Raw genomic sequence first — 13,246 nt, forward strand, 5'->3', positions numbered from 1 at the left:
ATTTTTTGACAATATTATATCTTATTAATGTAAGATAATCTAGTTTTAGCAGGTTATGATCTATTATTTCGAAATAATGTTAAGTTATGAACAAATGTTTCGATTTAATAATGTTTTTTTATGTTTATAAAAGTTTAAAAATGTATAAGTCTTCCATGGAATTTAAGCTATCTAATTTTCTAGATGATAATCAGCATTTTCATTTTTCCCGGAATTACCTCGATAAAACCTCTAACATTGACTACCACACCCATGATTATTATGAAGTTTTTTGGATTTCTGAAGGGAATGCAGGTCATTTTATTAATGGTGAAAGAGTAAAAATAAGTACAGGGGATTTATTTTTTATTCATCCTAAAGATGCACATACCTTTTTATTTAATGCTGTTAATGACGGTATCGTAATTTATAACTTGGCATTTCCAGAAAGTGTATTCAATTATATTAAACATAGGTATCAGGATATAATCACTGTGAATTACTGGACAGTGGAGTCTAATATTCGAAAATTAAGTTTATCGCAAACCACACTATTCAGTCTTAATACCATAGGGCAAAAGGCCCTAAAGCAGGAGCGCTCCATATTTTGGTTAGATTTTTTACTTATTGGGCTTTTGCAGTCATTAGAACCTCGTTACGATACAAACAATTTTGGGCCTGCATGGTTGAATTTGGCAACTGAAAGATTTTTGAATTCCAATTTAGAACATGCAAGCGTACATACCTTTGTTGAATATTGCAATCGAACGCAAAGCTATATTAATATCATAATCAAGCAGTTGCATAATAAAACCCTGACACAATATGTAAACGGATTAAAAATTGATTGGGCAGTATCTCAATTACTTTCAACAAATGATGAGATTAAGGAAGTGGCTGCTAAAAGCGGATTTAATAATCTGAATTATTTCTACCGAACCTTTAAAGAACTCAAGGGTATGACGCCGAGGGAGTTTAAGGATAGAAACATGAAAGCTTATAAAAATTCGTGATTTTGTATGATAAAATGCGTAAATCCTTCAATAGTTATTAAAAATATCTCTCTTAACTTTGTGCTTAAACCAAACTAGTTTATGAGAATTTTATATTATTACCCAATCTGGTCCATTATGGAAATGCCATTGGAGGATGCTCTGTCTAAAATTAAAAACAAAGGATACGATGGGGCAGAATATACAGTTGAATTGTCTACGGATTTTGAAGGTATTCCACAGTTATTTAAAGATAAAGGTTTAAAGCTCCTCGCACAGCATCCGTTGGCAACTGGAAATGATTTTGAAGACTATAAGAAAGATTACATACAGAGATTGAATAGGATTTTAAGTCTTAACCCTACACATATTAACTGCCATACGGGTAAAGATTATTTTACCTTCGAGGAAAATCTTTCCCTACTGGAAGCCGCAGAAAATTGTGTAAAAGGTAAAGATTTTTTGCTAACGCACGAAATCCATAGGGGGCGTTTTTCTTTTAACCCCACGACCTTGTCTAAATATCTGGAGAGAAGTCCATCACTTAAACTAACCGCAGATTTTTCCCATTGGTGCGTTGTAAGTGAATCTTTGTTGGAGAACCATTCTACGTTTTTGGATAAAGCAATAGAAAACTCCTATCATATCCATGCTAGGGTAGGAAATGAAGAAGCTCCGCAAGTAAATCATCCGTTTGCGCCAGAGCATGGGGAGGCTTTAAACTCACATTTAACTTGGTGGCAGAGCATTGTGGATTCTGCCAAAGAGAGAGGTGTCGAAGAATTGCCGATAACTTGCGAATTTGGCCCGGCTCCTTATCTACCAACATTACCCTATACCAACAAGCCTGTAGCCTCGATATGGGATATTAATTTTGAAATGATGCAATTTTTAAAAGAAAATTTAAAAGTATAAGTATGGCAGCTGCTAAAATTACGGAAACAGAAAAACAATTTTATACAGATAATGGTTATTTATTAACTGGAAGGGAATTATTCTCTTCGGATAAATTTGAAAAGCTAAAAGCTATTTTCGAAGTGACTTTGGAGAAAAAAGGAAATGCTTCTGCATCGGCTTTAGATGTTCCTCACTTTGATGACGATCGATTGTTTTCTTTTTTAATGGCCGATGAGGTTTTAGATGTAGTGGAAGGTATTATCGGGCCTAATATCGGACTTTGGAGCAGTCATTTTATTTGCAAGGAGCCTTTTACAGGAAAACGAACCCCTTGGCACGAGGACAGTGCTTATTGGGAAGGAAGGTTCGATTCTTTCGATAAGGTGGTAACTGTTTGGTTGGCTATCGATGAATCTACAAAACAAAATGGTTGCATGGGCGTTGTGCCGGGCACGCATCATAATGGGTTTTCTAGTTATAAGGATTTGGAGACGGAAACGGCTACGTTCGATTCTGAGATTGCTACCAATGTGGATGAAGAAGAGGTGGTTTGGTTTGAACTGAAACCGAATCAATATTCCCTTCACGACTCCAGGATTATTCACGGAGCCAATGCCAATACCAGTAATAGGAGAAGGACAGGTTTTACGATGCGGTATTTTAGTACAGATCTAGAACTGAATAAAGACCATCCAAACAATAAGGACCACAAAATATACCACTGTAGAGGTGAGAATAAAGGAGGAAATCCATTGATTTACATATAGAACTGATATAATTGGTAGAAAGGGTGCTGAGTTTAAGCAGTAAATTTCAACAAGTAAGCCCGGTTGTTTAGACCTCAATAATATATTAAAAAACCCTCATCCCTAAACTAAGTTTTGGGATGAAGGGTTTTGGTTTGAATTTTTGGTTCTATATTAAATGATCTCTGCGTTTTTATCAATAAGATCTATAATATTTTCCACTGATTTATTGCTGGCTAAACCATCAGATGGAGTATTCATACAATAGTCTACAAGCACTTCTATGGAAGTAGTAGCTAGATGCATTCTAGTGTCGGAAGAAGCATAATAAATAAAGACTTTGCCGTTATCGTCTGCAATCCATCCATTACAGAATAATACATTAGAAACGTCACCGATGATTTCTTGTTCGTTTGGTGCCATAAAATAGCCGCCTGGGAAGTGAGTTATTTTAGTGATATCATCCAAATCGGTCATAAACAAATAGAGAACATATCGGAGTCCGGCTGCTGTATTTCTAACTCCGTGAGCCAAATGAAGCCAGCCTTTTTCAGTTTTAATAGGGGCAGGTCCAAGTCCATTTTTTAGTTCATAAACGGTATGGTACTCCTTGTTATTTACAATAACTTCTTCTTTTACCGCAGGGTTGGCCATATCTTCAATAAAGCCTAAGCCTATGCCTCCTCCAGCTCCAGTCTCGATAAAGCCATCTTGTGGTCTGGTGTACAGCGCATATTTACCATCAACAAACTCGGGGTGCAATACTACATTTCTTTGTTGATTGGAGGGTGATATTAAATTGGGAAGACGTTCCCAGTCCTCTAAATTTTTAGAACGAATAATCCCTGCATTGGCAATAGCCGCAGAAGTGTCTCCGGCGGGAGCATTGGGGTCTTTTTTTTCAGTACAAAAAACTCCATAGACGTAACCGTCTTCATGAGCAGTTAAGCGAATATCATAAACATTTATATCCTCTTCGTCGTTTTCGGGAACGAGTAGGGGTTTGTTCCAAAATTTAAAATTATCAATTCCGTTGTCACTTTCAGCAAAAGCAAAATAAGATTTTCTATCATTTCCTTCAACCCTTACGGCCAAAACATACTTACCTTTCCATTTAATGGCACCTGCATTAAATGCAGCGTTAACACCTATGCGTTCTAAGCCAAATGGATTGCTCTCAACATTTAAGTCGAAACGCCATGAGATAGGAATATGTTTTGCGGTAACAATGGGGTATTTATATCGCGTAAAGAGGTTACTTTCTTGTGGAACAGCTATATTTTTTCTTTCTATTAAGCTTTTATAATTCTCCATTAAACTTTCGTAATTCTTTATTTTTCGAGTAGCATTTTTATGTATCATAGTTCAGGAATTATAATTGATCGTCTAATTTGTCCCACCACAACTTCTTTAAAATGACTGCGCATATGGCTAAAACGGCAATGCAAATTAGTAAGGAGGTGTATTCCCTTAAAATTAAATAGAGTGGAACTATTACTAGCAATGTCTGAGCGGTGGTTCCTACAAAAATGTTGAACATATCCCGCTTGAACAGCGTATTTTTTTGAAATGAAGGGTCTTCTAAAATAACTTCCTCTTGAATTGGCTTCCAGAATCCCCACGGTCTGGTTCTTTTATAGAATTCCTTAAGTTGTGCAGTGTCTGTTGGTTTAGCGGAATATGTTCCAATAATACATCCTGCCAAGGTGATAACAAAGAGTAGCGGAAACAGGTACAGCTCTAAGGTATCCGGAAAAACGATTGGGAAAATGATGGCCGGGATTAAACCGGAAAGCATTCCCCAAAAATAACCTTCACCATTAAATCGCCACCAATGCCACTTTAAAATATTGGATACAATGTAACCTCCCCAGAGGGCAGAAACAATCCATTGGGTAATGGAGTTAACATCAGAAATAAAGAAACCTAGTGTAATACTCACAAGTACCACAATTATACCACTGGAATAATTCATGGTCTTTATTTGCTTAGGACTAGCGTGAGGGTTTTTACTTAAATAAATATCGTTTACAATATAGGCCTGAGCGGCATTTAAGGTACCGGCAAAAGTAGACATAAAAGCAGCCAGTAGGCCTGCTAGGAGCAGTCCTGTTAATCCTACGGGAACAAATTGGTTGATCGCCGAGGGTAAAATATTCTCAAAATCAATAAATCCAGCCCTTTCCAAATTTAGCCTGTCGTAATATAGAATTCCCAATACGGCAAAACCACCAATCATCAAATACCTGGTAGGCATTAACGCAAGGGATACAAAGCCGCTCATTTTTGCCGCCTCTTTAGGGGATTTGGTAGAAAGTATTTTTTGCATGTCGAAGTTGGGAGCGGGGCCAGCAATACTGCATAAAATTCCTTTAAAAACCATGAGCATAAAGAATATTCCGAAGAGGGAATAACCATCTGACTCAATTTTTTCATTTACTTCTGAAATTATGCCAGACCAATCCATGTCTAGAGTCCAACCGAAAAAAGGTGTCAGCCAACCATCGGGGGTGTTCAGTGTCTCCGTTCCCATGGCATCCCAAGCAAAATAGGCTATTGCCACCGAAGAAATGGTCATTATGGTAAACTGAAGCAAATCTGTAAAAACAATCCCCGACATTCCTCCAATAACGGTATAGAATACCGCAAAGAAGGTAAATACTGTACCGTAAAAATGTGGCACATAGGCTAGTGGAATATCAAATGGTATAAACGGACTTACAATTTCCCAAGGAATAAAAATCTCTACAAATTTCCCTAGACCTATAAATCCGTAGGCCAGAAAACCAAGGCAGCTTACTATTGCGAAAATCACCACTATGGTGTGAGAGCGTCTACCTCCTTGTCCTTTTCCGAAACGAAACCAAATCCACTCTGCTCCTGTGGTTACATTAGATCTTCGTAACCAAGAAGATAAATAAACCATTAAGAAAACCTGGTTAAAAACTGGCCAAAGCCAAGGGATCCAAATACTTTTTAAGCCGTATACAAAGCTGGCGGTTACCAGCCACATGGTTCCGGAAATGTCGAACATACCAGACGCATTGGAGAGCCCCAGCATGTACCAAGGGATCGATTTTCCTCCTAATAAATAATCATCTTTACTCTTTTTAGCACGTTTTTGTGCTATAAGACCAATAAAAATAGTAGCTACTAGGTAACAAAGAATTATTGCAATATCTATGGGTTGGAGCATGCTGTCTTAAAATGTTTGGTTTGGATGGATATTTCTTATTAGTTGTTGCATATTTGATAAAAAAAGCCTTTGTTTTTTATAATTATTAAATTTTAAGGCTTGTTTTGAGCAAATTTAAATGAAGTTGCTATTTCATAATGATATTATATAATCAAATAATTACCATATAATTTCATATTGGTGTCGAAACTATTTTTTTGGTCCAGCATACAAATAGTACTCCTTATATTTTTAGGCTAAAATAGTTTTGAATAAATGAAGCTAGGAATTTACTCTTTGTCCAGTACAATTATATTTATGGAGTGTGGCGCAAGTTCTATTACTTTTTCGTCCTTTTCAAAATTTAAGATTTTTGTATTTATAGAGGCTATGTCTTCATTTTCAGGATAAATCGCTCCAGTAAGTGTTTTCTGTTCAGCTTGATCGGTAACTGTTGTCTTTCCCAAGTCCAATTGTACTTTTCTGGTATTTTTATAATCCCTATTTATAAGATGTACATAAATGCTCTGGTCATCTTCAGACACTACGGCATCTAAAAAGTTCACTTTATCTGATGGATTTAAAGTCCCCACCTTATAAGGTTGTTCAAAGTAATCACTATTCTGTAGTTGACTTTCCGCTACGCGATCTCCATGGTTTTTGCCATACAGCATGGTAGCGAGGCCAGTAGGGAAAATTTCTGCCTTATTGGTTTTTTTATCAATATGAATAGTGTTAATTCCCCAACTATTTCCAATTAACATGGATTGATTAGCAAGTTTAATGGCATCAGAATTTCGCATCATAGCATGAAGGTAGGAAGCAGCTCCAATACCCTGTGCCATTTTAGAATCTTTATGTCCGGCCTTTTTTAGATCGCCACTTATCCACCCATTCCAATTCCATTCTGTCATCGCTATTGGGATATCTTTTTCTAAAAGTGTGGTAAATACAATGTCGTCTATATAAGAAAGGCCTGTTTCTTTTTTAAAGCTTGGCACAGAAACAAAGGCATAGTAAAGTTCTTCATCAGAAACTTCTACCGATTCCCCTTTTTTGTTCAATGCTTCTGTCATTCCCCAAGGGGTATAATGGTGATATGCCAATAAATCAAAAGAATCTCCTAAATATTGTCGGGCAGTGGTAGAAAAACCGGTGAGATTCCCTTCAATAATGATTTTTATATTTTCATCTACAGATCGCATTTCGGCGATGTATGTTTCTAAAATTTTATAGTATTCTTCTACAAAGCTTTTCTCTAGCTTTTTATTTCTTCCCATTTTCTCTTTATCGAAGACCCACACCTCATTTCCAATCTGGAAATACTTTACATTGTAGGGCTCTTTTCTTCCGTTTTTGAGACGGAGTTGTGCCCATTTTAAATATTTCTCTGGAAGATTGGCATCTATTGGGGCGTTGCAATAGGCTACTAGGGAAGCTGCATAGCTGGCTGCTTCTTCCACCGTTTTCTTTTTAAAATAAGCATCGCCTAGGTTTACCACTAGAAGTGGTTCAAAACTGAGCTTTTCGGAAAGGGAAAGAAATTCGTCGAAACCCAATTCGTTTTGAGAGATCACATTTCCGTCCCGTCCATCATAAGGAGGTCTTTCGGGATTTTCCCGGTCGTAGGCATTATCTACTAATTCTGTCCATTGATAATAGTCAATATCGGTGCCGCCAGGAAAACGTACTATGGGTGGTTCTATGGAATCCAGCAACTTTCCTACATCTTCCCGAAGGGCATTATTTTGCTTATCCCAACCAGTGTCTGCGCCAGTTTCTCCACCCCAGTTGCATTTTTCCAGGAAATGGCCAAACAATAAATGGTTTAGCGGTTGGGTTTTTTTGAAGTTAACTTTTAAGACTGCCGTATCGGGAGTTGTGTTTTGTGCTTGTAGTAATGTAATGGTTATTAATGCTAAAATAGAAAGTGTAGTTCTCATTATTTAATGTTAAAAGTTTGGTTTATATGCGTTAGGTTAAAATAAGAAAAGGCCTAATTTATTGGAAATCTACAAATTTATAGCTTTTAGAATCGGAGTTTTGCCAAGATTTAATCGATTTATTACTTAAAATGATCGAAAGTGGGAAGAAGCAAAAAGGATTAAAATTTCGAAATATTTTAAGTTTTTAGTAAACGATAGAAAATGTATTTGGTAGTTTATAGACTGAAGATGAACACCATACTAAATTGCTTTTACTTCTAAAAAGCTTCGATTTTTTACAAAAAAAAATATTAAAAACCGAATTGCAACCTTATTTGTACCATAAATTACCTCGATTGGGTTAAAAATTAACGGAATTTGTTATTTTGGAAATGAATAATGGTAATCTTGTTGAGATATTCCTATTAATTTTGCTACTCTAAAAAAAACAGAACGTGAATAAATTAGATTCATTAGCACTCTTAAAAGAATTAGCTCAATTTTTCGAAGGCACTGTAAATCATACCAAAGATGGAGGTGAATTACATTTCGATTCACCCAATGGAACGGGTACTATAAAAAGTGTGATGTTGTTTGATGGATTGGAAGTTATGCTTTTCAATATGACGTTACATACTTCCCTAGAACTCAATTATAAGTGTACGAACAATGCGTATCTTCATTTCCTCTCTATTCAAGAAGGAATGCTTCAACATCGATTTTTAAAAGATGAATTAACAGAAACGGCACTTCGATTTCAAAATATTATTGTGGGAAGCGTAAACGATAATCCGAGCATCTTTCATTTACCTCAAAAAACAAAGCTTAAATTCGGACTTATTTCAGTTTTTAAAAATGATGATAGAAAAACTGTTATTGAATCACGTGGCCAATTGCCACTTCTTTTAAATGAAATACTGAAAAATTTTGTTAAGGGTCATACCTATAAATATTTTGGAACGATTTCAGACAGGGATGCGAAATATTTGAAATTACTTTACGAGGAAGGGAAGAACAAATTGGAGAACCGCTTAAGGCAAGAGGCTTGTGTTTTTCATTTACTGGCTTCCAAGCTTAGGGATCACGAGGAGAATAGAAAAATTGAATCGAAAAAAGACGATCTGTCTTATACCGAAATAACCAAAATTTTAAATCTAAGCGAATACATAAGTAATAATATAGAGAAACCTTTAAAGTTACAGCATCTAGAAAGGGAAAGCGGACTAAATCAAAAAAGGATTCAATATGGTTTTCAGCAGTTTTTCGGTTTCAGTGTCAATAAATACATAGCCAATTTGCGTATTATAATGGCGAAAGAGCTTTTGGAGAAAACAGATCTTAGCATATCTGAAATAGTTTTTAAAATCGGCTTGAGCAGCCGAAGTTATTTTTCCCGTATATTTTCTGAAAAATATGGGATCCTACCAAAAGAATACAAAAAGAATCATCACTTATCCAATCCAACTTTCGAACTGTGTTACTATTCTACTGAAGCTAAGGATCTAAGAACTGAAGATTTTAAACATATACTGGAAGCTGCCAATAGGTTCAATAAAGAGCACAATATCTCGGGTTGTTTAATTTATCATAATGGCCATTTTATGCAGCTGTTGGAAGGCCCAAAAGAGATCATAGAAGACCTATATGAGCACATAAAACAGGATAAAAGACACCGTAAAATTCACTTAATGTTTTCTGGGTTTAAATCTGGAAGGATTTTTAAAGAATGGAGCATGGCTTTTATAGAACAGCCTTCGGTTTTTAGTATGCATAATTTGAACGACTTTAAACTTCTAAATGTGGATATTTTAATGATGTTGGATAAAAATTCCAAAACCAAAAATGATAATGTGCTTCAAACCAAATTGATGTGGGAGAATGCAAGAAACGCTTTATTAATGCAAAATGAAGGAACTCTTACGATATAACATTGTAAAGGTGTTTTTCTTCTTAAGATAAGCTTGTATCTTTAAAGCAACTCGATGTTATGCTAATGAATATCTAAAAGCATGCTCGATAAAGCAACGTTTTTCCTCTTTAGTGTTATTCTGCATATTACCTGTTCTATATTTTTGTAAAAGGAAAAATCACTTTAGCAGCAAAAAAAGATAGTTTTCAAAGCCACAATTATTGGAGTAATCTTTAACACACAATGTTGTTTTGCTAACCAACTTACTTTATATAATAGGAGGTTTTCTCTTAAAGGTTTTGAAACTATCTTTTTATTTCTCCCTTTTTTATCCTCTAATTTTCCTTTGTCTCCTTAAATATATGTCAAAATAAACTCACCTTTTTTTTAAGGGCAATGGTTTGATTTTTAAATAGTAAGGCTGCCAAATAGGTGCTTACTATCCTTAAACCACCTTTTAGTGTTATCATCGGTTGGATTGTTGTAATGAAATCATCAATTGTGCTCACTTCTAAGCTAGAACTTCTCTAATTTTACTAACGTAATGAGATTGAAAATACTTCAGCTGAATGTTGGATCATTTTAAAATATCATTATTGCGCTTTGTGGACTTTCCCAAAACGTAAGAATAAAGATTGCTATGAAAAAGTTTAATGAATTATTGAAATAAGCTTAATTCTAAAAAAATTATAATAATCGAGGTTGGTCTTAAAAAGGTTTAAAAGCTCCTTTGGTAAAACCCGAATAGTAAGGAATTATAAATTGTTTTGATAGTAGTGGTGGTAAGTAATTACCAAGTTGGTTTGTTTGATGAAAGGTTCTATTTAATTATAGAACCTTTTATTTCATAACTGCCTGCTCTTCATTAAATGCTTTAGGGGATCGAGCAGGGCTTTTTCTCTATGAGTTTCAATCATTTTAATACACTAAAAAAACACTTATGATATCTGCTTTTTTATCTATTAAAGAACTTGCCAACTTCCAGACCGATACCGTAACCAAATTGCGTTTAGCTACAGAAAATGGAGATGTTTATATAAATAACATTCAAAAAGGTACTGCTTTAATTGGGGCTTCAGATACTAATTCTGTCGATAATTTTGCATTTCACTTTTTTCAGCACTTCAGTAAATATAAATACAGTGGAATTTTTTACGATCACGATTCTTTTAAATTAACGAGTTTGGCGTATCCGTTATTTGATAATCAAGCGATGGATTTAAAAGTGGTATCCTTGGATATTATTTACAACCGTGTAAATCCAATAGCCCCTAGATATTTGCCCTTGAAAAGAGATATTCGTAAAGCATCTCATGTTTTTATTAAGAATATTATTTTTAGTCAGACACATACAAGTTTAAAGAGCACCAACCTCAATTGGAAAGCTGCAGAAAGTTTGTTGAGCGGAATTATCTATTATCTAAAAACCTATTATCCTTCCAGTTGCACAATCCCTCACGTAATTACACTTATTAACAATACCAATACAGAGGAGTTGGTAAGGGTAGTTGGTAAAGATTCTGAAGCTGGCCAGCTCGCACAAGATTTTACTTCTATTTATAGAAATAATAAACAAGCTGCAGAGGAAATCTGTAAATTTTTAAAGAATTATTTTAATAAAATAAGCACCGAGCGAACCTTTATGGTTCTATCTAAAGACGAAGTGGATCTTCATGTTTTCTCAAATGAAAGTAAAGAGGTTATTTCAGTGGTAAACAATCCGCTTCACGAGACCAATTACTCGCCCTTGCTTGCTCTTGTTTTAAATACCTCATTTAAGAATAAAAACGAAGTACGTAAGCCTGCTTTTGTATATTTTAAGGAAGCACATTGTTTCTATTTGTATCGTATTCATCGGTTTTTTTCAAAGCTCAGAAGAAAGAATGTTGCAATTATTTATGAAGTGGATGAAAAATTCCAAAACGATTTATTTTATGGCAATCGGGTAAGCGATAATATTTTAAGCCGGTTGTCCAATAAATTCATTGGGAGGGGAGTAAGCCAAATTTCAGCCAGATACAGTCAAAAGATTGTGCAGCGGGTAAAAGATAAAGCGCGTAGAATTGCCAATAGTAAAAATTTTAGTTTGCAAAGGCTGTGGTTGCATTATAAAAGTGACCTATCTAAAATTCTTTCTTCTAGTTTTACAAGGCTTAAATTGGGGGAGTTTGTAAGTAGGCTGGAAGAAAAAGATGTTATAACTCGATTTGAGGATCGAACCTTCGATAGAATTAAACCTTTGCCAAAAAAGGTTTATACCTCTAAAGAAATCAGTGAAAATTACCAACAAATTATAGATGAAATAAAAGAAATTAAAAAGGTGGCGCTGAATTAATCTTATTCTTCTTCATCCTCTTCAACGCGATTATCGTCGAAGGCAGAAGGTAATAACTTCGGGATAAGTTTTATAAAGATGGGTAGGAGTATAGCGCCCCCGGGCAACGCAAAAATTGCTAAAGAGGGAATTGTTTTAAATATGTCTAGAAGTTGATCTTTTATTTTTTTTCGTTCTTCCAGGGTGAGATCGGTGGTGGTAGACTTGCCTAAAAGGGTAAGGAGCTCCTTACTGTCTTTAAGTTCTTTTTTTAAGCGCTTGCTGTTTCTTTTTATAAGCTTGTTTACCAGGCTATGGGAGTTGTCGAAGAACTGCTTTACAGGGTTTGCATTTTTAAATAAGGAAACCTCATGTTTATGTTTTTCAAAAAAGATGCTCACGTGCTCTATGGCTTCTATGGCATGGTATTCTTCAAGGGCAAGGTCTCTAGTGGTTCCAAAGATAAATTCCGATTCTTTGTAGTTTAAAGAGTGGTCTTCCCAGGCAGAAAGGCAAACCATATCCAAAAAATATTTCTTTTCTGGCAGGGAAAAATCGGCTTTTAGCAAAGAGCGATAGCTTCCGTCAAATTTCTTTTCTGTTAAGCTCCCATAAATAATGGACGCATTAAGCAGTTTTAGTAACTGGCGGTCATTTTCCGTTTTTTCAACCTTCATATTAATGGCATGATACGCTAGATTTATTAAAATCAGTTCCAACTTTTCGGCGTAATCACGAAGCTCTTTTTCACCTAACAAATATTTATGGTAAATAATAACATCTATATGCAAAAGAGAATTGGTAAGCACCTTATGGAAATTTTTGGTAAGGATGTTATCTAAAATGTAAACTCTATTATGAATTATTTTTTCAAGCCTGGCAGTTTTCTTGGAACCCGAAAAAATGGTGTCGAAAAAAGAAAGTTTTTCTGCTTCCAATTCTTCATAAAAATTCAGTAAAGACGTTAAGAAATTTTTAAAAGAAGCATTTTCAATTTGCTCAAGCGAGTATGTTTGGTACAGCGCATATAATAGATTAACCTTTGCCTTTTCATCCTCTGAAAGTTCCGTAGTGGTATTTAAAGAGGCCGGAACGGTAATATTCGCGCCATATATAAACCCGTGTTTGCGCATTTCTTTATGCAATTCTTCAAAATTGCCATAATGCTTTTTCTGGGTCTTTACCAGTGAGGCAAACTTATCAATCCAACCTTGGGCAGAGGGGTTCATTCTACATTAATTTCTGGTGCTAAAATACAATAGATTTAGAAACTTCCACCTTCAATTTTACAGGAGTGGCTCAAAAAAAT

At 35.2% G+C, this 13,246-nt stretch carries 9 protein-coding genes; 5 read left to right on the forward strand and 4 right to left on the reverse strand.

Annotated features, from left to right (window positions below; all coding sequences use genetic code 11):
* Positions 1-155 precede the first annotated feature (155 nt).
* The 3 genes from HX109_RS10485 (at position 156) to HX109_RS10495 (ending at position 2,635) form a co-directional block, all read left to right on the forward strand.
* The gene (locus HX109_RS10485; RefSeq protein WP_178951747.1) at positions 156-992 is read left to right on the forward strand and encodes a helix-turn-helix domain-containing protein; all 837 of its coding nucleotides are present in this window, start codon (positions 156-158) and stop codon (positions 990-992) included.
* Between the two features lie 81 nt (positions 993-1,073).
* Positions 1,074-1,886 (forward strand): sugar phosphate isomerase/epimerase family protein, encoded by an 813-nt coding sequence (locus HX109_RS10490; protein WP_178951749.1) that lies wholly within the window; start codon positions 1,074-1,076, stop codon positions 1,884-1,886.
* 2 nt (positions 1,887-1,888) lie between these two features.
* The gene (locus tag HX109_RS10495; protein WP_178951751.1) at positions 1,889-2,635 is read left to right on the forward strand and encodes a phytanoyl-CoA dioxygenase family protein; all 747 of its coding nucleotides are present in this window, start codon (positions 1,889-1,891) and stop codon (positions 2,633-2,635) included.
* Between the two features lie 153 nt (positions 2,636-2,788).
* On the opposite strand, the gene HX109_RS10500 is transcribed toward HX109_RS10495, so the two are convergent.
* The 3 genes from HX109_RS10500 to HX109_RS10510 form a co-directional block, all read right to left on the reverse strand.
* Positions 2,789-3,976 (reverse strand): glycosidase, encoded by a 1,188-nt coding sequence (locus HX109_RS10500; RefSeq protein WP_255462674.1) that lies wholly within the window; start codon positions 3,974-3,976, stop codon positions 2,789-2,791.
* A gap of 10 nt (positions 3,977-3,986) precedes the next feature.
* Positions 3,987-5,810, reverse strand: coding sequence for a sodium:solute symporter family protein (locus HX109_RS10505; RefSeq protein ID WP_178951753.1), 1,824 nt, complete (start codon positions 5,808-5,810; stop codon positions 3,987-3,989).
* A gap of 269 nt (positions 5,811-6,079) precedes the next feature.
* Entirely contained in the window at positions 6,080-7,732 is a 1,653-nt protein-coding gene (locus HX109_RS10510) for an alpha-L-arabinofuranosidase C-terminal domain-containing protein (RefSeq protein WP_178951755.1), read from the reverse strand.
* A gap of 437 nt (positions 7,733-8,169) precedes the next feature.
* On the opposite strand from HX109_RS10510, the gene HX109_RS10515 reads away from it, so the two are divergent.
* Positions 8,170-9,642 (forward strand): BLUF domain-containing protein, encoded by a 1,473-nt coding sequence (locus HX109_RS10515; RefSeq protein WP_178951757.1) that lies wholly within the window; start codon positions 8,170-8,172, stop codon positions 9,640-9,642.
* Between the two features lie 921 nt (positions 9,643-10,563).
* Positions 10,564-11,958 (forward strand): hypothetical protein, encoded by a 1,395-nt coding sequence (locus tag HX109_RS10520; protein ID WP_178951759.1) that lies wholly within the window; start codon positions 10,564-10,566, stop codon positions 11,956-11,958.
* A gap of 2 nt (positions 11,959-11,960) precedes the next feature.
* Here the strand turns inward: HX109_RS10520 and HX109_RS10525 are convergent, their stop codons facing one another.
* Positions 11,961-13,166 (reverse strand): LETM1-related biofilm-associated protein, encoded by a 1,206-nt coding sequence (locus HX109_RS10525; RefSeq protein ID WP_178951760.1) that lies wholly within the window; start codon positions 13,164-13,166, stop codon positions 11,961-11,963.
* Between the last annotated feature and the right edge of the window lie 80 nt (positions 13,167-13,246).

It is taken from the genome of Galbibacter sp. BG1, assembly GCF_013391805.1.
GTDB lineage: Bacteria > Bacteroidota > Bacteroidia > Flavobacteriales > Flavobacteriaceae > Galbibacter.